Annotated in this window: 19 protein-coding genes and 1 pseudogene; 4 read left to right on the top strand and 16 right to left on the bottom strand. The window is 56.6% G+C overall.

Features of this window, described 5'->3' with window-relative positions:
* Nucleotides 1–14: 14 nt before the first annotated feature.
* Both ACZ5K9_RS14720 and arsB read right to left on the bottom strand, forming a co-directional pair.
* Nucleotides 15–518, bottom strand: a complete 504-nt coding sequence (locus ACZ5K9_RS14720) for a rhodanese-like domain-containing protein (RefSeq protein ID WP_464272080.1) — start codon at nucleotides 516–518, stop codon at nucleotides 15–17.
* A 153-nt stretch (nucleotides 519–671) separates the two neighbouring features.
* Nucleotides 672–1,955: an ACR3 family arsenite efflux transporter gene (gene arsB, locus ACZ5K9_RS14715; protein WP_464272079.1), complete on the bottom strand. Its 1,284-nt coding sequence runs from the start codon at nucleotides 1,953–1,955 to the stop codon at nucleotides 672–674.
* Nucleotides 1,956–2,365: 410 nt separating this feature from the next.
* Between arsB and ACZ5K9_RS14710 the strand changes: the two genes are divergently transcribed.
* Entirely contained in the window at nucleotides 2,366–3,670 is a 1,305-nt protein-coding gene (locus ACZ5K9_RS14710) for a permease (RefSeq protein ID WP_464273983.1), read from the top strand.
* Nucleotides 3,671–3,702: 32 nt separating this feature from the next.
* Here the strand turns inward: ACZ5K9_RS14710 and ACZ5K9_RS14705 are convergent, their stop codons facing one another.
* From ACZ5K9_RS14705 to ACZ5K9_RS14675, 7 genes are all read right to left on the bottom strand, one after another.
* Nucleotides 3,703–4,125 carry an arsenate reductase ArsC gene (locus ACZ5K9_RS14705; protein WP_464272078.1) on the bottom strand — a complete coding sequence of 141 codons (423 nt, stop codon included), beginning with the start codon at nucleotides 4,123–4,125 and terminating at the stop codon, nucleotides 3,703–3,705.
* 30 nt (nucleotides 4,126–4,155) lie between these two features.
* Entirely contained in the window at nucleotides 4,156–4,680 is a 525-nt protein-coding gene (locus ACZ5K9_RS14700) for a (Fe-S)-binding protein (RefSeq protein ID WP_464272077.1), read from the bottom strand.
* A gap of 117 nt (nucleotides 4,681–4,797) precedes the next feature.
* A complete protein-coding gene (locus ACZ5K9_RS14695; protein WP_464272076.1) occupies nucleotides 4,798–5,223 on the bottom strand; it encodes a putative zinc-binding protein in 426 nt (141 codons plus the stop codon).
* A gap of 24 nt (nucleotides 5,224–5,247) precedes the next feature.
* The gene (locus tag ACZ5K9_RS14690) at nucleotides 5,248–5,487 is read right to left on the bottom strand and encodes a thioredoxin family protein (protein ID WP_464272075.1); all 240 of its coding nucleotides are present in this window, start codon (nucleotides 5,485–5,487) and stop codon (nucleotides 5,248–5,250) included.
* Nucleotides 5,488–5,589: 102 nt separating this feature from the next.
* Complete coding sequence (locus ACZ5K9_RS14685) at nucleotides 5,590–6,084, bottom strand: thioredoxin family protein (protein ID WP_464272074.1); 495 nt, start codon at nucleotides 6,082–6,084, stop codon at nucleotides 5,590–5,592.
* Nucleotides 6,081–6,443, bottom strand: coding sequence for an ArsR/SmtB family transcription factor (locus ACZ5K9_RS14680; protein WP_464272073.1), 363 nt, complete (start codon nucleotides 6,441–6,443; stop codon nucleotides 6,081–6,083). Before ACZ5K9_RS14680 ends, ACZ5K9_RS14685 begins: the two co-directional genes overlap by 4 nt.
* 75 nt (nucleotides 6,444–6,518) lie before the next feature.
* Nucleotides 6,519–9,419 (bottom strand): insulinase family protein, encoded by a 2,901-nt coding sequence (locus ACZ5K9_RS14675; protein ID WP_464272072.1) that lies wholly within the window; start codon nucleotides 9,417–9,419, stop codon nucleotides 6,519–6,521.
* A gap of 480 nt (nucleotides 9,420–9,899) precedes the next feature.
* Between ACZ5K9_RS14675 and ACZ5K9_RS14670 the strand changes: the two genes are divergently transcribed.
* The 3 genes from ACZ5K9_RS14670 (at nucleotide 9,900) to ACZ5K9_RS14660 (ending at nucleotide 13,431) form a co-directional block, all read left to right on the top strand.
* Nucleotides 9,900–10,994 (top strand): lytic murein transglycosylase, encoded by a 1,095-nt coding sequence (locus ACZ5K9_RS14670; protein WP_464272071.1) that lies wholly within the window; start codon nucleotides 9,900–9,902, stop codon nucleotides 10,992–10,994.
* Between the two features lie 1,122 nt (nucleotides 10,995–12,116).
* On the top strand, nucleotides 12,117–12,305 hold the full coding sequence (locus tag ACZ5K9_RS14665) for a hypothetical protein (protein WP_464272070.1): 189 nt from the start codon (nucleotides 12,117–12,119) through the stop codon (nucleotides 12,303–12,305).
* 535 nt (nucleotides 12,306–12,840) lie between these two features.
* Nucleotides 12,841–13,431, top strand: coding sequence for a protoglobin domain-containing protein (locus tag ACZ5K9_RS14660; RefSeq protein ID WP_464272069.1), 591 nt, complete (start codon nucleotides 12,841–12,843; stop codon nucleotides 13,429–13,431).
* Between the two features lie 319 nt (nucleotides 13,432–13,750).
* Here ACZ5K9_RS14660 and ACZ5K9_RS14655 read toward each other — a convergent pair.
* From ACZ5K9_RS14655 to ACZ5K9_RS14625, 7 genes and pseudogenes are all read right to left on the bottom strand, one after another.
* Nucleotides 13,751–15,113 (bottom strand): annotated as a pseudogene (locus ACZ5K9_RS14655) (IS3 family transposase).
* Between the two features lie 1,571 nt (nucleotides 15,114–16,684).
* Entirely contained in the window at nucleotides 16,685–17,197 is a 513-nt protein-coding gene (coaD, locus tag ACZ5K9_RS14650) for a pantetheine-phosphate adenylyltransferase (RefSeq protein WP_464272068.1), read from the bottom strand.
* Nucleotides 17,198–17,286: 89 nt separating this feature from the next.
* Nucleotides 17,287–17,613, bottom strand: coding sequence for an NfeD family protein (locus tag ACZ5K9_RS14645; protein WP_464272067.1), 327 nt, complete (start codon nucleotides 17,611–17,613; stop codon nucleotides 17,287–17,289).
* Between the two features lie 36 nt (nucleotides 17,614–17,649).
* The gene (locus ACZ5K9_RS14640; RefSeq protein WP_464272066.1) at nucleotides 17,650–18,204 is read right to left on the bottom strand and encodes a hypothetical protein; all 555 of its coding nucleotides are present in this window, start codon (nucleotides 18,202–18,204) and stop codon (nucleotides 17,650–17,652) included.
* Between the two features lie 176 nt (nucleotides 18,205–18,380).
* Nucleotides 18,381–19,031, bottom strand: a complete 651-nt coding sequence (gene rsmD / locus ACZ5K9_RS14635) for a 16S rRNA (guanine(966)-N(2))-methyltransferase RsmD (RefSeq protein ID WP_464272065.1) — start codon at nucleotides 19,029–19,031, stop codon at nucleotides 18,381–18,383.
* Nucleotides 19,032–19,224: 193 nt separating this feature from the next.
* Complete coding sequence (locus ACZ5K9_RS14630) at nucleotides 19,225–20,253, bottom strand: aspartate-semialdehyde dehydrogenase (RefSeq protein ID WP_464272064.1); 1,029 nt, start codon at nucleotides 20,251–20,253, stop codon at nucleotides 19,225–19,227.
* A gap of 7 nt (nucleotides 20,254–20,260) precedes the next feature.
* Nucleotides 20,261–20,800, bottom strand: a complete 540-nt coding sequence (locus tag ACZ5K9_RS14625) for a 3-isopropylmalate dehydratase small subunit (RefSeq protein WP_464272063.1) — start codon at nucleotides 20,798–20,800, stop codon at nucleotides 20,261–20,263.
* Nucleotides 20,801–20,890 lie beyond the last annotated feature (90 nt).

Here is a 20,890-nt window from a genome sequence, read left to right as displayed (position 1 = left end):
GTGAGGTGCACAGATCAGGGTTCCATAGCCACGGGGAGCCCGCTTCTAACCCACTCGGACCATCCATTCTCGAGAACCCTCACCTGCGTGTAACCCTGAGCGATCAAGGCTGCCGCCAGGTGTTCACTCAGAGTGCACCCTTCGTCACAATACGTGATGATGGGCTTCTCCTTGGGAATCTGTTCCAACACGTGCACAGATCGTTCGGCAAAATGAACCCACGGCAGGTTGAGAGCCTTTTCGATGTGACCGGCTCGGTAGGCGTCCGGGCTGCGAGCGTCCAGAAACACCGCCTGTTCCGTGAGGTAAAGCAATTGGGCTTCTTCAAGGGAAATCCCCAGCCCGCCTGCCGCCACGTCGGCTTCACTTGAGGAATGACCCCAGTCTCCGATCCAGGGAAGACCATCGGACCGAAGACTGTTGACCACAACGGCCAAAGTCAAAGCCAGCGCCAGAAGGCCGACGCTCTGAAGGCACGCACGACGCCATGGATGAACACCACTTTGTTGGTTCCGCACAGTACAGCCGTTCCTATTAACGATTCTTGGTTGGCGACACCCGCCTCGGGGGCGGGGCCTGACACCGGGCCGTCCCGCTCAGGATTCGTCAGAGCCACGGAAAACGTCGAAGAATCAGGGAGATGACGGCATGTCTGCCCGATCCGTTTCGCATCACCGGATTTTGCTTTTCAGCTCGTTCAGTTCTCCACGCATGCGAGCCATTTCATCCATGAGGCGCGCCACCGCTTCGTGCAGGTTCATCCCTTTGAGCCAGTCGGTGAACCAATGCCGCGTGGCTAAGCAGATTTTCACCAGCATGAGCATAACCGGCACTTCGATCAAGACACCGACGACGGTCGCCAAGGCCGCCCCGGAAGATAACCCGAAAAGCAGCGTCGCCGTGGCGATGGCCACCTCAAAATGGTTGGACGCCCCGATCATGGCGGAAGGAGCGGCGTCTTCATAGCGAAGCTTCAGGAGTTTCGCAAGCCCATAGGCGATCCAGAAAATGAAATTGGTTTGAATAAACAAGGGAATGGCGATCCACAGAATGGTCAAGGGATTGCCCACAATGACGTCGCCTTTGAAGGAAAACAGCAACACCAGGGTGATCAGCAAAGCAATGATGGTCACCGGGGTGAGAATGTGGAGAAACCGGGTTTCAAACCACTGGACTCCCTTGCTCCGGATGATGAGTTTTCGGGAGACATAGCCGGCCACCAAGGGCAAGGCCACATAGATGGCGATGGAGAGGACGAGGGCCTGCCACGGCACCGGAAGACGTCCGACTCCCAAGAGGTAACCGCCCAGAGGGCCGTAGAGAAAGAGCATGGTGAGGCTGTTGATGGCGACCATGACCAGGGTATGGCCGTCATTGCCTCGGGCGAGGTAGCCCCACACCAAAACCATGGCCGTGCACGGAGCGATCCCTAACAGGATGCAGCCGGCAAGACAGCTTCGCCACAAAGGCACCTGAAGCATCTTGACGCCCTCGTGGAGGACCACTGTGCCCACACCATGGGTGGCCCCCACGGGAAGATTCAACCCCAGAGGCATTTTCACATAGTCCACCGCGTCCGGGCCGATTAGGCCTTTAAAGGCATAGCCTAAGAAAAACAGGGCGATGGCATACATCGTGAACGGTTTGACGGCCCAATTCACGAAAAGGGTCAATCCCACAGGCTTCAGGCTCTTGCCGGCCATGACGACTTCGCCGAAGTCAATTTTCACCATGATGGGGTACATCATAAAAAAAAGGCACACGGCGATGGGGATGGAAACCACCGGTGCTTGGTTCACATAAATGGACAGACCGTCCAGATACCGCGCGAGGCCGGGAGCGATTCGGCCGAGGAGGATGCCCGCCGCGATACACAAGAGCACCCACACGGAAAGATACTTTTCAAAAACACTGAGGCCGCGGCCCCCTTTTTTGATGTCAGCATCCGCCGTCATCGCACGCCTCCCCGTCTCCTTATTCATCCCATTGGAGCGAATTCCAACTCATGCATGTTTTGCCTCCCTTGGGTGTGCCGGGCCGTGGGGCACCCCTGCCTGCGCCGTGGCCCTTTTGCCCGAAGGGGATCTCGCCGCTCGGTCTTGCATTCTTTTGTATGCATATATCCATGATGAAAAACTCTGTCAAGAACGCTATTTTCCTTGAACACTTGTGTCCGAAAGGCTTAAAAAGGGGTTGACAAGTCTTACTACATTGCTAGATAGTAATACATGCGTAAGGTGGCCACGGGGCCTTTCATGGAAAACGCGACCGATCAAAGGAGGATTGTCCCATGTCTCGTGTCAATGCCACACTCACCAAGACTTCAACGGAGCCGGTCCAGGCCGCCGAAGAGGAAGAAAGCCGGATTCAGTGGTCGGAAATTTGGAAACCTTTGAGCGTTATTGTGGCCACGTTCCTGATCCTTTTTGGGCTGCCCATGGAAAGTGAACGGTTTCGTGGCGCCGTTTTGGAGTCCCTCGCCCTGGGCAAATGGTACGCTCAAGAGCATGTGTTACTCTGCTTGGTGCCGGCATTTTTCATTGCCGGGGCGATTGCCACTTTTGTCTCCCAGGCGGCGGTCATGAAGTACTTGGGTGCCGGCGCCAAGAAAGTTTTAGCTTTTGGTGTGGCGTCGGTTTCCGGCAGCATCCTTGCCGTGTGCTCCTGCACCGTGCTTCCTCTTTTTGCCGGAATCTGGAAGCGGGGCGCGGGGCTGGGACCGGCGATCGCCTTTTTGTATTCGGGTCCGGCTATCAATGTCTTGGCCATTGTGCTCACCGCGCGCATCCTCGGCCTTCCCTTAGGGATTGCCCGCGCTGTCGGGGCCGTCGGCTTCAGTGTGGTCATCGGGCTCTTGATGCACCTCATCTTTTTCAAAGAGGAACAGGCCAAAGCAATCGCCGCCATGCACTTGCCTACACCGGAGGTGGAAAGGCCTTTGTGGCAGAACGTCGTGTATTTTGCCAGCATGGTGGGCGTCCTCATCTTTGCCACCTGGGGGCGTTCTTCCTCTCCCGTGGGATTCTGGAATGCGGTCTACAGCGTCAAATGGTACCTTTGTGGCGCTTTTGCCTTGCTTTTGGGATTTCTTTTGGTCCAATGGTTTCGAGTGAAGGCCTATAAAGTTGTCTTGTCCGCCATAGGGGTGGGGATTCTCGCTTGGTTGTTCCCTCACGAGCCGTTGATCGCCTTTTCCGCCGGCATTGTGCTCTTTACGGTATGTTTGGTCACCACCCGGGGCGAAACCGAAACGTGGTTTTTGTCCACGTGGGGTTTCACGAAACAGATCACACCGCTTCTTTTTGGAGGCGTCCTGGTTGCAGGCCTTCTGCTCGGGCGTCCGGACGGGGCGGAAGGCATCATTCCTTCGCGATGGGTGAGCGGCCTGGTGGGCGGCAACTCGTTGAGCGCCAATCTGTTCGCCGCCGTGGTGGGCGCCTTCATGTACTTCGCGACCCTGACGGAAGTGCCCATTTTGCAAGGATTGATCGGCGCCGGGATGGGGAAAGGACCCGCCTTGGCCCTGCTCCTGGCTGGCCCCGCATTAAGCCTTCCCAATATGCTGGTCATTCGAAGCGTCCTCGGCACCCTGAAAACCGCAGTGTATGTCACCTTGGTGGTGATCATGTCGACGGTGTGCGGCCTCATCTTCGGGGCGTATTTCTCATGAGCCTGAGCGATAAAGAGCTCTCCCTCGAGGGCCTAGACGTCAAGTTTTTCCACAAAGGCCCTGATTTCATCGCGAACACGTCGATACGCCTCCATGGCCTCCTCTTCCGTGGCGGCTTGGGCCGCCAGGAGAGGAGGATCGTCAAAGGGCACGTGCATGCGTTTGACGGTGGCGGGAAAAAACGGACAGGATTCTTGAGCGTGGCTGCAGAGGGTCACCACGTAGGCGTAGTCCTGGTTCGGAAGCTCTTCCACCGACTTGGACCGCTGCCCGCTGATGTCAATGCCCACTTCGGCCATGGCTTTCACGGCGCGGGGGTCGAGCCCTTTGGGGTCCACCCCGGCCGAAAAGGGCTCGTAAATGTCGCTTTTCAGAGCACGCGTCCAGGCTTCCGCCATCTGACTTCGACACGAATTGCCCGTACACAAGAACAGGATGCGTTTGCGTTCGGCCACGATGGATGACTCCTTTGTTTTTGGTCGGCTTTACCCGGAAAGCTCAAAGGGTTCCAGGTACTTCTCCAGAGCCTGAAGCTGTTCGACAGAAAGATGCGGGCAGTCACGGGGACCACGACCGCCTTCGGCCACATGCACGGCGAACACGGTGCACGTCGGATAGCCGCACTCCCCGCAATTGGTCTTCGGAAGGTGCTTCAAAATGGTAAAAACCTGAGGTTTCCTCAGGGGTTCAAACTTCGGGGTGATCTCTGCGCGCTTCTCCCAGATACTGTTGATTTCATCCCGAAGCCATTGCAGGATTTTGTCCGCTTCCTCGGACTCTTTCAAAGCGTTGATGGCGATTGCTCGGGGGTGCACCGTGATGAGCTTCCCATGGGTTTTGAAGGTGACCGATGGGGGCTCGCGGGTGAACTGCGACCCGCCGAGGACGGCATTCAAATAAGGAATGACTTCTGCGATGTCCTGGTCCAAATGCGCGATGCAATGGACCGACTGGAAACTGGGATTGCACTCGGGCCGAAAGATTTCTTTTCGGTAGCTGCGCAGCAACATAAGGCGCCTCCTTCATGCAAGGCACCTTCCAGGTTGCAACGGCATCCTTGCACGGCGTCGGGCTGCCCTTGTAAGGGTGCCCCAAAAACAGGTGGTCACGGGACAAAAGACACGATATCAGCTGCAGCAGGCAACCTCGGAAGGAGCGTCCGTCGGGAGATTCTTGCATGCGTCCCGGACGGCCGCTTTGACTTTTTCTATTGTTCCCCGTTCCAAGGTAAAGTTTTTGTTCTTTTCGATGCCCAGGTCCGTGAGGACGACGTAGGCCTTCAGGGGCACTTGGGCATGTTCGAGAATCGCCTTGGCACACCCGACCTGGCACCCGTCGATGGCCACCATGGCCGGGACGTCTTTGGCGGATTGGACAAAGCCCGAAAGATGCCCGCCGATACCTGCCAGGCAAAACATTTTTCCGAATCCTTCCACCGTGAGTTCCACTGCGGCCTGGTTGGACAACTGGCCCACGTTGGATCCCCCTGAACAGGCAAGGATCATCACGTTACCCTGGGATCCCGCCCCTGTGGGGCAACATTGCTCTGCCATAGGGAAGCCTCCTTTCCCGCGGGATCAAGATGCCGCCTTGATCCACGCCAAGACTTCTTCCTTCTTAGGGATTTTGCCCACGGATTTCACTTCGCCGTTGATCACCACGGCTGGTGTGCCGAAGACGCCGTAGCTGGCGATTTCCATGGCATCCGTCACATGATCCAAGACCGCCTGCACCCCGGATTCCGCCACCGCTTCCTTGACCACGGCCTCCGTCTGCTGGCATTTTTTACACCCGGGTCCAAGAACTTTGATTTCCATGTGTCACCTCCTATGAGCATCCCTGTCTCGACTTGACCTGTTGTGCGTTCCTCGTGGACTGGGCGGTTCCCGAGGGTGGCACGCAGCACTTGGCATTGACCATCAAGCCTCTTTGAGCGCCTGGAGTAAACGTTTTTTCAGTTCCGCCTTCAAGGGAACCCTGCCGGAAAACAACACCCGCCCTTTGACCACCAATGCGGGAACACCCAATATCCCCATCTCGCCGATGGTTCCAGGATCCCGCACATGATCCACGGAGACCGCAAGGTTTTCCTCGCTCAAGATCTCCATCACCGTTCTTTCTAAGGCGTCACACTGCGCGCACCCGGGACCCAGCACCAAAACCGACGCTTCCGGTCCCTCTTCTTTCACAGGCTCTCCCACATAGCGCCGCCATTCTCGATACAGCGCTTCTTGATAGGCCGGACGTGCGCCTGCAGGAATATAATTGTCCTCAGCCACTCTCTGCATCAGTATTTCCTGAATCTTGTCAGGGGACTGGCCTTTGAGCGATTCTGCCAGATCCTGCAAAACCTCGTCCAAGCCCACCAAGCCCACTGTGTGTCCCCCGATGCGAACTTGCCGGATGGATTTCATTCTCTCCCTTTCTCTGGTCGAGCACAAAGGACGCTTCGCTGGAGGTCGGGAACCCTGCGGAGCAAAGCCTGAATCTCGGCATCTTCGTTGAGCCAATGCTTGAGGCTACCCAGAAGCATGGCGGCATAAGGGCTGCTGTGTCCGTCCGCCGGTCGATAATTCACCCACAGGCCGTCTTTGCGCTTTTCCACAAGGCCGGCATCTTCGAGAATTTTTAAGTGCTTGGAGACGGTCGGCTGGGCCAGGCCGAGTCCTGCCTGAATTTCACATACGCACAGTTCCCGATGGTTGAGCATCTTGAGAATTTTCACCCGACTGGGGTCCGAAAGGGCCTTCATAACCCGAATGAATTCTTTCATGAGCCCACCCTCTTTTCTAGATGCGCATGTATGAATATATCTTTTTGGAGATGCCGTCAAGAGCTTTGGCTCCCATCACAGCACGGGGGTAATGTGAAACGGGATCTCCACACCTTGCAAGGTTTCCGAAGAGCCCAGGACCACCACCCGAGCTGCGTCCCGCACGGCCTCGAGCATCTCGCCGAAGGAGTGAAAATCTTTCAGGCCGGTCCCCAGCACCTCTTCCCGCATACGTTGCCGTGCCGCCTCATCATCCCCAGTGAGGTATCTCATAAAGGAAGTGAAGCCTTTGGCGTCAGGCAACAGATGCCTGTCCAAGTCGCCGATGACCCCGATGATGGCTTTGGTCAATTCGTCGGGGTTCAGACGGAGCTTTTTCAAAAAGTCCGCACACTGGTCGTAGGTTTCCAGGGTCCTCGCCACGTTGGGGTCCCGGTAAGACACCAGCGTAAAATCGCCGGAAAACCGCTCCAGTTGGCTGAAAGCTCCATAGGCGCCTCCTTGAACCCGCACGCGATCCCAAAGATAGGCGGTGCGCAGGTAATGACTCACCACCAGTGCCGATCCTTGAAAGCAAAACCCGGCATCCCGGAGGCTCACCCCTTTGGCCACGTAGTTCACGTGGAGAGGCCCTGTCAAGCCTTCCCTGGCGGGGAGACTGCGGGCCTGCCACATAAGAGGTGCCGTGTCGTGGGTGGGGAGTGCTTCGAGAAGCTCTTTCAAGATCGGAACGAGTGGCCGCCACGAGGCAGCATCCACGGTGACGTTGGCTCGAAGGTTTTTTGAAGAAAGAATGAGCTGACGCACCTGTTCCAGTTCGGCCAAGATCCCGTCCCAGTCCTTGTCCACGCGTTCGCACAGCTTCCTCACAAAGAAGAGGGATTCGATACCCTTCATGTTCTCCTCAACCCAATGGGCCGGATGTAAAGGAGCCTTGACCCTACGTGCGGCAAAGCGATGGCCTTCGGGAATGAGGTGAGCTTCCCTTCTCGCTTTGGATTCCAGCAGGATTTGTCGAAATCTCTCGCGGTTGTCCAGCCGAACCCCCGTGACAACGTCCTTAATGATGGCGCACAGATCCGCCACCTGTCGTGTGAGCGCCTTGCCTCGGATCATGAGCCAGCTGCCCACGCTCTGGCCGTCGGCGCACGGGCCGGTGTGAGCCTGAACCACAAGGCCTCCTGTCTTCCGGCTGATGCGCTCGTTGAGGCTGACGTAGTCTTCCTTGTCCGTGCCCATTTCCAGAAGGGCTCGGCCGAGCAGCGGCACATAACCCAGAAGCTCCTCCGGAACGGCCCTCGTGTCAAAAGCCAGATCCAGATAGAAGATCCCGTTGGTGAAGAGGTCATGGGTGAGTACCGGGACGTGTCCTAGGAGGTGCTCTTCGGCGGGGATTTTTTTGTTCTCCCTCTCCAAATCCTCCAGCCGAAGTCGAGGAATGGTGGCGAGGGCTTCCGGAGGATCCGGAGTTTCCTGGAGTCTTCGAAGTGTCTTGGTTTCTTCAACGAGACGCTGCAGTTCCTGCGGCGACATGGACGCCTTCACGGCAGCCAGTTTTCGAGATTCTTCGGCCCTCTGGCGTTCTTCCAGTGTCGCGTCCGGTTCCAAGAAAAGCGTGGCTCGATGCGGATTGCTTACCCAGTAACGGGCTAAAAGGTCTTCCAGATATCGTGTGCCGCTCAGAGCTTTTTCTTTCACCGTGGCCAAGGGTTTTTCGAAGGCCAGGAGTGCCAGAGGATCGCCATCGTAGAGCCAGGTGGTGAGAGACCGCAGCATGAGCGCAAGCCCTCTTGGGTAGGAGCCCGTGTTGTTTTCCCGCAGTCGAAATTCCAGCGTGTTCAAGGCCGCTTCCACGGTTTCCCTGGGGATGCCCTTTTCAGCCAGTTCCTCGAGAACCTGGAAAACGAGCCCTTCCACCTTTTCCAGGTTTTGCGGCGCCACCCCTTTCAGGCCGGTGGAAAACATGATCTGCCGCAGTTCACTTTCCAGACCGACGCCCGTGAGATCCTCTCCCAGCCCCGATTCAATCAGCGCTCGGCGCAACGGAGATCCCGGCATACCAAGAAGAATGTATTCGAGGACGTGTAACGCCAGATTGGTTTCCGGAGGTTCCGTGGTCGTCAGTAGCCAATTGACGGTCACCATGGCTTTGGGCGGTTGACTTCTCCCCACGGCGTAGGTCTTGTGCACACGACGAGGCGTCGACAAAGGGGGTTGCAGGGGAATAGAACTGTCCACCGGGCGTGCCTGAAAATCTTTGAGGAGGTCCTGAAGAATGAGAAAACGCCGCTGTGGATCGTCATCCCCGTAGAAGTAAAACCACGCGTTGGACGGGTGATAATAGGTCTCGTGAAAGGTTTTGAAACGGTCGTAGGTCAGAGTGGGTATGACCTGGGGATCCCCGCCGGAATCCAACCCATAGGGCGTATCAGGGAAGAGGCTCTGTTGGCTGTATTCCACCACCAGTCGATCCGGCGACGAGTACGCGCCGCGCATTTCATTATAGACGACCCCTTTGTAACGCAGCGGCTCCTGGGGATCCTCGATTTCGTAGTGCCACCCTTCCTGTTTGAAAATCCACGGTGAGATTGTGGGATAAAAGACAGCATCCAGGTAAACGTCGATAAGGTTATAGAAATCCTGATGATTTTGGCTGGCCACAGGATAACAGGTTTTGTCTGGGTAGGTGAAGGCGTTGAGAAAGGTATGCAGGGATCCTTTGAGGAGTTCCACGAAAGGCTCCTTGACAGGGTATTTGCGTGAGCCGCACAGGACGGAATGCTCGAGAATATGCGGAAGCCCCGACGCGTCCTTTGGGGGCGTCCGGAAGGTCACGCCGAACACCTTGTTCTCGTCATCGTTTTCCATGAAAAGGATGCGGGCGCCTGTGGGAACATGGGTGTAAATCCTTGCCGTCGTTTGGGTTTCCACAAGGAACGCCTCTCGCACCAACTGAAAGTCACGTTCGTTTGCCATTCAAAACCTCCTTTGCCCTCTCGCCGAGTCCAGCTCGGCGGCGGCTGTTCGTCCATTGTCACCGGCATGCATTGGTCTTAAGGGTTTGTTTCGAGCACAATTCCTGGTAGAAAGAAAGCCTAATCACGGTGGGCGCTAAAGAAAAGTCCTTTCTCCTCAAGGTACGCCGCCACAGGGAGAAGGAATCGAAGGAACAGGGGCCTCCGTGGGGTGATCCATGGGCATTTTTGAGAGCGAGTGCCTTCGCGGGCCACGGGATGTGCGTCGAGGAGGATGCTGCTCGGGGAAGAGTTTTGGTGCGCGGCCATTCAAGACACGCCAATGCCTTGCTCCATGTGTGCCCCGCGTTGTGTGATCCTTGGGATTGGAACGTGTTTTCAGGGGACAACCTGCAGGGACTCCGCTTTTGCCCGCGGCTCCATGTCCAAACATTTGTCTCCTGAGGACGCTCGCTCTTTTTCATGCGCCGGGAGGTCTTAAGTGTTCGGCCAACTCTTCGTTGCAAGGAACTCTGTTCGGCTCTTGCTACTGTTTGCCTGCATTGCGGCCTTTTTGCTCTGCGGCCCGCGCAGCGTCCGCGCCCAGCCCCAATTTGAAGGGGTCCTGAGGCTGTTGGAGGCCGAAGGGTGCTCAAAGAGTTCGCTGTCTGTGCTGTTTTCTTCCGTGCACAGCCCCGCATACGGAAACGTGGCGCTATCCATGAAGATTCGAGAAACGGCACTGAATTACGACGCCTTTTTGGAGCCTACGGTTTTGGCCAAGGCCAGGCATTTCTGGCGGACCCACGAGGTGGCCCTGCAACGGATCGGGACCACTTATGAGGTGGACCCCTCGATTATTGTCGCCATTTTGCTCGTGGAAAGCGCCCTGGGAGAGAAAACGGGAAGACACCCCGTGGCGGCGACGCTGGCCACTTTTGCCCTGATGTTGGATCCCGAGGAGAGAGGGCGCATTTGGAACATGCTTTCGGAACAAGACCGCGCTCGATGGACTCGAGACCGGTTCGAGGCCAAACTTCAACAACGGGCATACTGGGCTCTCGGCGAACTTCGAGCCCTGGTGGCCCTCATTGAAAAAGGGATTCCGGAAGCGGCGCAATGGCACGGATCATACATGGCGGCCGTCGGCTGGCCCCAGTTTCTCCCTTCCAGCCTTCTCCGTTACGGCGCGGATGGAGATGGGGACGGCAAGGTCAACCTGGACTGTCCTGAGGACGCCTTTGCCAGCATCGCTCATTATCTCAGGAGCCACGGCTGGAGGAAGGATATCTCTCCGGAACACCAAGAACAGGTTATCCTCAAATACAATAACAGCCGCCCTTACGCCCGAACCATTCTGGAGGCGGCCCGGCGCCTTCGAAAGGCCGAAGCGGTTGTGGGAGAGAGCCGCTGTCCGCACCCGGGCCACAGTCTTTTTCCCGGACAGCTTTCGTCCTTTGACCTTGCCCGGCACGGAGCACACCCGCCTTCCTCGGGCGCCCCAAGGTCGTGGACAGAGGATGGTTTTCACACCGCCCCTCAAGAGAAAGCCCCACCAGGTGAATTGGTGTTGAACTTTGATCTCAATCCTTCCTGAGAGTTAATCCACCAGGCGATAAGCCGATTTCAAAGAGGGATATCGGGTTCATTTTAGGTCTCTTGACCTAGTGCACCAATCGCCCCAGACGGTACTGGGGAGACAGACCCCACACACCTTGCCGTCGGGCCGCAAAGGCGACGAAGTCTCACAACTCCTGGTGCGGCATGCGCAGCGGCCACATCTCCTCCCGCGTGTATCGGCGTCTCGGATCATAGTCCGCCGGCCGCCAGAAGGCTTTCGTCGAGCTCCGCTTTCGATCAACGGTAAGCATAAACCACCGGGGTCAATGTAAGCTCTTTGGTGTCTGCTCCTAAAAGGGCAAATAAATCTCTTCTCCTTTGACGAGGGTTTTTCCATAACCAGCTCAAAGGAAAACCGCCCAATTAAAGTGGAGGGATATGTCGTTAAAGTCGTGCGTGTTTTCCAAGAAATTCAAAAAGGGTTCTCGAAGATTTTCGAGATGGGCCGTGTCATGACCACAAGACAATAAAGCGACGGCTGGGATCGCACGGATTCAGGGGAGCTGCACCGAGTCATATGCACCTCTCCTTGCTGCCACGGCCATCACATTCCAAGCAGCCATGAGCGAGAGGCGGTGAGGACTTTCGATCCAGTCCTGAAATCCAGCAAAAGGTTTTAAGGCCTGTTTCCCGGAGCAATAAAACCTGCTGGCGACGATGCTCGTGGAGATCTACGGGCAGATGAAGAGAGGAACTGAAGCGGTTGAGGCGACTCAGAGACCATCCGCACCCTGCATGAAAGAGCCTTGCGAAAAGGCACCGCGGTCTTGACACGAACTCGAGGTGCCTTACAATTTTTGTCAAGTTTAATGAAGTTGGCGCCTAATCCATGAAACCGAAATGTTACAGCCGGCCGGATCATCATCAACGCATTGTCGAGGCAATGGATCTCACCTTCAAAGTGTAAGAGATCGCTGTGAATCTTTCCCCGATGCACGTTGAATCGTTATTTAGCGTGATCGTCACCTGTCCAAATAATCGAACGATCGGCGCCCCAGTCCACAGTTTTGGGGGTTGTTGAGGGGACATCAGCAGGGTTACGGATGTGATCGAACGCCCTCGGCTGCCGACGCGCGCTCGATGGCCAGAGGATCAGTGCATGGTTACCCTGAGGCTGATGCCCATAGGGGAAGAAGCAGGAGAGTCACTCGAAGACATCTTCCATGAAATTGAGGTGGCGGTAAACGAGTTGCCAGAAGGCCCCCTGCCCGCTGTGCTACGCGCCACCCAAGTCATTGTCCGTCATATGGACCAAGGAGGGTATGCCACAGAATACGAGGTGTTTTGAGACTGCCAATTCTCCCTGAGAAATGCTCATATTGAGGACTCAGAGGCCCAGTATTGTGCCCATGACTTTGGATTGGATGTCTGCCAATTCTTCCTGAGAAATGCTCATATTGAGGATTCAGGCAGACCGATCGCTGTGCCTTCGGGCATGTTCCTTTAGTCGAAGCACACACCTATTTTGAGCGTTTCGATTTTGTGCCCAGGAAAACCCCGCGTAAGCTGAGGAGGTGATGCCACGCCCTTATCCCACAGGCTTTACGGCGGAGCACTTCGCGACGACACCAAGCGAATGGTCAACCGCCTGCGTGAACTCGCCGTTCCTATCCAGAAGTCCACATCGATCACGACTCCGAAGCCGAGCGAGTCTCTATCAGTCGCGCAAAACCCGCCACCCCTGCGCATTTGCCGTAATGGCAAGGTCAAAATCATTGTGTCTGACCAAACTAACTGATTAAAAGTTTGACCAGGTGCTTAAACGAGCAGCCGTCTGAGTTCCCGACAAAAAAATACAACCTGATCTTCCAGGAGCGTCTGATATGAACACGACAAATATCTCCGGTTACACGTATGGCACAGATCAAGTTTCTCGTTCTCCATTGAACGCGCAGGACCTGGAGAACCTGAAACAGGCCGTTCTCTTCGCCCCTGAGGATGAGCAATATTTGCGTCTGGCAGGTGAAGTTCTCGCAGATCAGATCGAGAACGTTCTTGACGTATGGTACGGCTTCGTTGGCTCTCATCCCCACCTGCTCTATTACTTCACCGATGGCAAGGGGAACGTGAACAGCGACTATCTTGCCGCCGTGCGCAAACGCTTTGGTCAATGGATTCTCGATACCTGCAACCGACCTTATGACCAGGCGTGGCTGGATTATGCTCATGAAATCGGCCTGCGCCATCACCGAACCAAAAAGAACAAGGTCGATGGGGTTACGTCTGTACCGAACGTGAGCCATCGCTACTTGGTTGCGTTCATCTACCCTATCACGGCAACGATCAAGCCGTTCCTGGCAAAGAAGGGCCACAGCCCCGACGAGGTTGAGAAGATGCACCAAGCTTGGTTCAAGTCGGTGGTCATGCAAGTGGCATTATGGAGCGCGCCTTACGTCAGAGATGAAGACTTTTAAGCATCGGTCGGAATGGACTCTCAACCGGCTGGATTCCTAGAAAATCCAGCCGGTTTCCTATTACCGGTCATGACGAGTGCGTATTTGCCGTGATCAGCCCAATGATTCGTGATTCACTGCGACGGTGTCATTCGGCGGAGTGGTGTAGAGTGGAAGTGCGGCATCACCACCGAGGAGACCTGGTCAGGCATCTGCTCTATTTCGTGTATTAGACCACGTAGAGCTTCTGTACACTGTGCACCTTGGTGGCTTCGCACATTACAGTCACGTTGATGGGTGCGGAATGTGTCAATGAAAATGAGACACCTCCGGCAAAAGATTAGACTCTCACGGTATCACTCGATGGCTTGTTGATCCAGGCGGCAGTCGGCAATGCCGCAGGCCTGGGTATCTTGCCTTTGAAACGGCCAGGATTGGCCTCGAACGCTGCTTTGAGGACCTGCTGACGATGGTCCACTATTTGGGGCGCCAATCCGTCATGGAACTGCTCAGGTGTGACCAGTCCGATACCCGAGTGACGATGTTCTCGGTTGTACCAGGTGAAAAAATCCCGGCAAAAAGATCGGGCATCCTCGATGGAGCCGAATCGTCCTGGAAATTGCGGGCAGTACTTGAGGGTCTTGAACTGGGCTTCCGAATAGGGATTGTCATTGCTGAGGTGAGGCCGGCTGTGGGTTTTGGCGACCCCTGGATCCGATAGCAGCTGAGCAACACACTTTGAGGTCATGGACGAACCCCGATCCGCATGAACTGTGAGTCGGCCGCGAACAATCCGCTGCTTCCCGCAGGTCTCCTCAATGAGCCTCTTTGCCAGGGTCGCACTCTCCCGGTGGGCAACCATCCATCCCACCACGTAGCGGCTGAAGATGTCCAGGATCACGTATAGGTAGTAATAGGTCCACTTCACGGGCCCCAACAATTTTGTGATGTCCCACGACCAAACCTCGTTGCCCTCGGGTGGCGAGCAGCTCGGGCTTCTCGTAAACGGGGCGCTGCACCTGCCGGCGACGCTCCTTGACGGCCCCATGTTCGTCTTTGAGAATTCGATACATAGTGCGCACCGAGCAGTGGTCGGCTCCCTCATCGAGCAGGCACGCAAAGACCTGGCGAGGAGCATCATCTTGAAATCTCTCACAATGGAGCAGCTCTTTCACCGTTTGCCTTTCCTGATCCGAGAGAGCCAACGGCGGAGCCGGGCGATCGGCCTCTGCCGTTGCGGGTTTCAGTCTACGATAGAAGGTTGCTCGGGCAATGCCCAAGGCATCACAAGCCTGGACGGTTCCCACCTCGGTTCGCAATCGGGTCGCCGCTTTATGAGGTGCTCCCGTCGGTCTCGTGATTGGGCTGGGGAATTCCCATTAGATCTGAGATTTTTTTTGAACCTCGATGATCGTCTGCGCCTTCTTGATTTGATCTCTGAGGCGTTGATTTTCCCGCTCCAATTGGGCTACCCGTTTTGCGAGATCACTGTCCGGGTTCGGTTTTCGACCCCGTTTTCGGGGAGACAATGCTTTCAGCCGCCCCTCGTCTCGTTGCCTGCGCCAGGTGGTCAAATTCGATGAATACAGACCTTCCCGGCGAAGAAGAGCGCCGATCTGCCCAGGCAGTGTGCAGGCCTCGGCTTGCTCAAGGATGCGCACCTTATAGGCAGCAGTGAATTTGCGGCGGCGTTTCTTTTCCATGACCTCCGGATCCGGTGCGTTGAGATTTGCCTCGATGGGGGCAACTCCAGTCGCCCTAAGGGCTCCTTGCGTCACCCCCATGCCTGCCCCTGTTTTCTGAAGGGATCTCATCCGAGCCTTTCTCCTACCCGCCCGACACTCATTTAACAAGAGGTAGGTGTCTCAATCACATTGGCACAGAGGGATGCCAGCGTTAAAATCATCAACCTTAAGTATGGGACACGAGCCTACGGGGTCTGTGCCGGTCAGTGCAACACTTCGTGGACCGCTATGGCTTTTCAGCGCCTGTGCCCCTGACCGCATTTGTTCTGAACGGCTGGTGCACTGTGACCAAACCGGTGCGTGATAAGTGGTCGGCCGCCTCCGCAACTCCCACAGACTCTTGAGTGAAGTCCATGGCTTGAAATGGGGCTTCCCACCTGGTTTTTCCTCCGGCGAAACTCAAAACCCGGAGAATCGAAACCCCTTCTGTCAAGGTGGTGATGCGGACTAAAAGGGGGGCCGACTCTTCTCCCTCGACAATTCCAGCCCGAAGTGTCCCAGTCGCTGCTCCAACTCCCGACAGAACCTCTCGGCGTCTCCCTGGTACTGGAAAACGCACACAAAATCGTCCTCGTCCCGTCTGTCGCGTACAGACCGTGATCCAAGAACTCATCAATCAGACACCGCCGGGGATCGGTGTGGTCGTCAATAAAACCTGCATTTCGGTCCGCACTTCCCCGCCTTTCGGGTGTTTCGCGGCGTCTATCTCACGTTCTGCCCAGGCTCGGATGCTGGGCGATCGCGGCAAATGCTTCGAGCGAGCGTTGTTCACAGGTGAACGGGGAGGAGGTGTGTCCGAAAACGGTTGAAAGGGCACGGCCATGAGCTCTTCTCCACCGCAGGCAAGTCAATGATCCGGTAAACCCTCTGAATCATGGCATTTTCGTCCTATCGAAGCAGGGCGGCCATGCCTGAAATTCAACCCGCTCAACAACAGCCCACGGACTCAGGATTCATTCATCCCCAGAGTGATTTTCACTTTATACCAGCACAGGCCGAAATCGGTCAGCCACGTATGGCCAGAGGGAAAGCATCCCTGCAGGCACGTTTAGGATCACCGCGCCGCGCTCTCTTGAGGAACCCCGCAGCGCCTTTTTAATCTGCAGGCTTCCCCCGCCCCCTCCTCTCGGAGCGGGTGCAAGAGTGGACGCCCCGCTCCCCACATGACCCGTTGCGGGGGCAGCTTCCCACACATCCTCAGGGCCTGAAACGCTCACAACGCATACCGTCAGGTGATGAAACGCGGGATGGGATTGGGTTCCTGCACATCGCCGCTGCGCCGGATCGGCGGGTTGGTCAGCCAGCCTCCAACTCCAGCGCTCACATGGAGGTTCCGCCCCGTTCACAATACGGACGGCCGCCCATGCCCTTTCCCGAACGTCAAAGGAATATATGTTTTGCCGGAATATCGAGGCGGGTGTTTCCCCTCGACTCTCTTCATGCCCCTCGACGCAACGGAGAAAGGAGCTAGGGTTTCCGTATCGAAGGCATTGAAGCTTCCATCGTCCGGAGAGCCGCAATCCACAGGGTCAGGATGTCCTTTCTCGGGAGCCGCCGCGGAGTCTTTCGACAAGTTTTTTTTCCACCACCTCGGGCACCAGTCCTTTGACATCGCCCCCGGAAACCACCACCTCCTTGATGATTCGGGAGCTGATGTAAATCCACCGCATGCCGGTCATTAAATACAGGGTCTCAATGTTATTGTTCAGTTTTCGGTTCATCAGGGCCATTTGAAACTCGTACTCAAAGTCGCTCACAGCGCGCAGCCCCCTCAAAATGGCCCGTGCCCCGACCCGGTCCACGTAATTGACCAGAAGGCCGTCAAAAGTGTCCACGTCAATGCGTTGCCCAAGGGGATGGTCCGCCAAGGATCGGCGGATCATGTCCATACGCTCTTCCAGGGAAAACAGGGGATTTTTGGCGGGATTGCTGGCAACAGCGATGATGACGCGATCGAAGATTTTCAGCGCCCGCTCGAGAAGATCCAGATGTCCGTTGGTGATGGGATCGAAAGAACCCGGATAGACGGCCAACTTGTCCATGCCCCCTCCTTCACGTGTCTCACAACGCTCTGCGGCAGCCCTGCCGCCCTTCAGAGAAGGTAGATACATAGCGCCTTGGGGGGCGAAAGTCAAAGAGGAGAAAGCTTTTCCGGCTCATCTGTCAGCGACGTCACCGTCAAGACCAAAGAGCGAGCTTCGGTGATCCGCACAAAATCCCCCGGAGAAAAGCACATGGAACTTTCTGCCTTCCATCGTTCTCCATCGATCATGACGATTCCATTCGTTTTGTTCCACTGGACCACCTGCGCACGCTTTCCCACAAAAGACTCAACGCCCGAGAGGGGCGGGCGGCGGCGGACCCTCCAGTTCCACACCAAAGGAAAGATGACATGCTCGAGGATTTCACACACGAGCACCGCCGCGGCGGCTCCCCAAAGAATCTTCCCCACACCCATCGTGAACGCCTGATGCCGTTGGGATTCACTCCCAACTCAATCCAAATAATGATGTCCGACGAACAGAAGCGCAAAGACCACAGCCCCAACGAGAGGATTCGTGTGCAATGAGCGAACCAGACGGCCCATAGGATGCGGAACCATCCGAAACTTCACCATCATCCCTGTGAGCCCCACGAGGGCCACAAAAAGCAACGCCCATTCCGGGAGGCTCGTGGACCGGCACCATGAAAACCGGAAATGGATCACAGCGATGGCAATGGCCGCCGGGTTGAGAACGTAATGGAAAGACATGAGATCTCTGCACCACGCGTACAAGGCTTTGGCGCTTGTTGAAAAAACGGATGAAGTCTTTCTGCGGAGAAACCATCGGGTGAGTCCGGTCCCCGTGACGGGGAGATTCGCCGCAACAAAAAGCCAAGCAGCGATCTGTCCGGTCTTTTCGTTTCCATGGTCTTCGCGGTGAAGACCTGCACCATACTTCTGAGAAACTTTGTGTTCACGGTCCCACTGGTGGTCGGCACCGGCAAGGGTGACCCATGCCGCCAGCGCAAGCCCGATGACAGCCAATGCAAAGATTTTCCGATGCATTTTGAGCCTCCTCTTTCTGGACGGTTTGCAGCGGCACCTTGCCTGAGTAAAAGTTCACAAAGTGACTTGGAGACCCTAGACCTTTGTGCCCGCCGTGTCCATCAGAAAAGACACCCCAACTCGAGCTCCACAAAAACGGCAAATTGACTTCAGTGGGCTTTAGAGGAGGACGTCTGTCACGCAAGGGGGGGGTCGATCCTTCGACCATAGAATGTCACGCAAACGGTGCCGTAAGATCTTTGGTCGATCACGTGCCAGGGCGGCAAAACCTCAGGAATGTCATCCTTGACATGATGTTCTGCGATGATCAGGGCCTCGGGAGCCGCGATGGGATCCAGAAGGGCCAGGGTCTTTCCGACCCAGCCGTGACCGTAAGGAGGATCCATGAAAATGAGGTCGAAACGCCGGCCTTGAGTTTCCAGCCGTGCAACAGCCGAGGGTACGGTGAGGCACATCAGATGGGCTTCCGATGGCTTGACCTGGCATCGTTCCAGGTTGGATCGGATGAGGGCCACCGACGACCGATGATAATCCACAAAAACGGCACACGCCGCCCCCCGGCTGAGGGCTTCCAACCCCAATGCTCCCGTACCGGCAAAGAGATCCAACACCCGACTCCCAACGACCCGCCCGCCGAGGATGCTGAAAACAGCTTCACGGACCCGGTCTGCTGTTGGGCGCAGGGCGCGGGATTTCGGGACGGCCAAAGATCTTCCGCGAAACCTTCCGGCAATGATCCGCATGCAATGGAGGCACGCTTCGGGAATAGTAGAGCGCAACGCTTCAGGGTTTGCCGAGCTCCACCGACCTTCTTGGAACCCCGCCACCCCAGGGTCTGGCCTTTCGGAACCACGGCACCGCCAGCTCAACCGGCCCCGTGAACACCTCATGGGTGCGCTCAGTGAATCCCGCCGAGTCCGTAACGGTCAGAGACCGCGGGCTCACGCCCCCGTCGGGTGTCGTTATCGGCTCCTCAACCGCGGGCCGTGGCGTGCGACGACGCCACCGTGTTTGTCCAAGTCAGGGGACGCGCAGCAGGTCTTCCCGATCCAGAATCTCCGCGATTTGAACGGCATTGGTCGCCGCACCTTTTCGGATATTGTCGGCCACAACCCACAGGACCAGTCCGTTTTCCACGGAAATATCTTGGCGGATCCTCCCCACGAACGTCTCGTCCCGGCCCGCGGCGTCGAGAGGCATGGGATAGCGGTTCTGGAGAGGATCGTCCACCACGACAACGCCCTCCGCCTTTTCCAAGAGCGCCCGGGCTTCCCCGGCGCTTAAAGGACGCCGAGTTTCCACGGCCACCGATTCGCTGTGCCCGTAATAGACCGGCACCCGCACCGTCGTGGCACAGACCTGGATGGAAGGGTCCTCGAAGATCTTGCGGGTTTCATTGACCATTTTCATTTCTTCTTCGGTGTAGCCTGAATCCAGAAAGGCGCCGATATGGGGCAGGCAGTTGTAGGCGATCTGGTGAGGGTAGACGGCTCGAGGCAGAGGTCGGCCCTGGATCAGCGCATTGACTTGAGCTTCCAGTTCAAACACGGCCTTTTGACCGGTTCCCGAAACCGCTTGAAACGTGGTCACCACAATCCTTTTGATTTTGGCGGCATCGTGGATAGGTTTCAGGGCCACCACCATCTGGATCGTGGAACAGTTCGGATTCGCAATGATCCCTTTGTGTCCTCGAAGCGCATGGGGGTTGACTTCGGGAACCACCAGTGGGACATCGGGATCCATGCGAAAGGCGCTGGAATTGTCCACAACCACGCAACCCGCCTGGGCCGCAATGGGGGCGAACCGGCGGCTGACCCCGGCCCCTGCGGAAAACAAAGCCAGCTGGATTCCTTCAAATGAGCGCTCGGTCAACTCTTCCACCGAGACGACCTTGCCACCGAACGATACCTTTTTCCCTACGGACCTGGCCGACGCCAAAGCTTTCAGGGTCGAGACCGGGAAATTCCGTTCCTCCAGCACCTTGATCATCATGGTTCCCACGGCGCCGGTCGCGCCCACCACCGCCACACGGTAATCTCGCTCAGTCATGCTCTTTTCAGCTCCTCGATTCCAGCAGATGACGTTTTTTCACGTAGGCCATGAGGCCCCCGGAGCGCAACAATTCGATCATGAAGGGCGGAACGGGCTCTGCCCGGTAGGTTTTTCCTTGGGTTTCATTGCGGATTTCCCCTGTTTCCAGACAGACCGCAAAAGTGTCCCCCTGTTGGGCCTCCCGAACCGCGTCCGGGCATTCCAAGATGGGCAGGCCCATGTTGAAAGCATTGCGGTAGAAAATTCGTGCGAAATTCACGGCGATGACGCAAGAGACGCCTGCGGCTTTTATAGCAATAGGCGCATGCTCCCGCGAAGACCCGCAGCCGAAGTTCTTCCCTGCAAGAAGGATGTCTCCGGGCCGGACCTTACCCGGAAAGTCGGGGTCGGCATCTTCCATGCAATGCCGGGCCAATTCCTGAGGATCGGAGGTGTTGAGATAGCGGGCAGGGATAATGGCGTCCGTATCCACGTCATCGCCAAAGATCCAGACACGCCCGGTCAGCTTTGTTGCGGTGCTGCTGCATGCATTTGTGCAAACCATAGTCTGTCCCGCTTCCAGTGAGGTTTCAGATATTCCGCCGCACGAACGGTCTCGGCCGCCGGAGATGGAGCGATGCACCGGCGTTTTGGA

The sequence above is a fragment of the Desulfosoma profundi genome, from assembly GCF_055387865.1.
Note: the sequence above shows the minus strand (reverse complement) of the source record. Positions and strands in the feature narration are given on the sequence as shown.

Bases quoted from the DNA above. Each gene is read 5' to 3' on its own strand.
- arsB (WP_464272079.1), bottom strand. From the start codon at position 1,955: ATGACGGCGGATGCTGACATCAAAAAAGGGGGCCGCGGCCTCAGTGTT.
- ACZ5K9_RS14700 (WP_464272077.1), bottom strand. From the start codon at position 4,680: ATGTTGCTGCGCAGCTACCGAAAAGAAATCTTTCGGCCCGAGTGCAAT.
- ACZ5K9_RS14695 (WP_464272076.1), bottom strand. From the start codon at position 5,223: ATGGCAGAGCAATGTTGCCCCACAGGGGCGGGATCCCAGGGTAACGTG.
- ACZ5K9_RS14690 (WP_464272075.1), bottom strand. From the start codon at position 5,487: ATGGAAATCAAAGTTCTTGGACCCGGGTGTAAAAAATGCCAGCAGACG.
- ACZ5K9_RS14685 (WP_464272074.1), bottom strand. From the start codon at position 6,084: ATGAAATCCATCCGGCAAGTTCGCATCGGGGGACACACAGTGGGCTTG.
- ACZ5K9_RS14680 (WP_464272073.1), bottom strand. From the start codon at position 6,443: ATGAAAGAATTCATTCGGGTTATGAAGGCCCTTTCGGACCCCAGTCGG.
- ACZ5K9_RS14675 (WP_464272072.1), bottom strand. From the start codon at position 9,419: ATGGCAAACGAACGTGACTTTCAGTTGGTGCGAGAGGCGTTCCTTGTG.
- ACZ5K9_RS14665 (WP_464272070.1), top strand. From the start codon at position 12,117: ATGGTTACCCTGAGGCTGATGCCCATAGGGGAAGAAGCAGGAGAGTCA.
- ACZ5K9_RS14660 (WP_464272069.1), top strand. From the start codon at position 12,841: ATGAACACGACAAATATCTCCGGTTACACGTATGGCACAGATCAAGTT.
- coaD (WP_464272068.1), bottom strand. From the start codon at position 17,197: ATGGACAAGTTGGCCGTCTATCCGGGTTCTTTCGATCCCATCACCAAC.
- ACZ5K9_RS14645 (WP_464272067.1), bottom strand. From the start codon at position 17,613: ATGGGTGTGGGGAAGATTCTTTGGGGAGCCGCCGCGGCGGTGCTCGTG.
- ACZ5K9_RS14640 (WP_464272066.1), bottom strand. From the start codon at position 18,204: ATGCATCGGAAAATCTTTGCATTGGCTGTCATCGGGCTTGCGCTGGCG.
- ACZ5K9_RS14630 (WP_464272064.1), bottom strand. From the start codon at position 20,253: ATGACTGAGCGAGATTACCGTGTGGCGGTGGTGGGCGCGACCGGCGCC.
- ACZ5K9_RS14625 (WP_464272063.1), bottom strand. From the start codon at position 20,800: ATGGTTTGCACAAATGCATGCAGCAGCACCGCAACAAAGCTGACCGGG.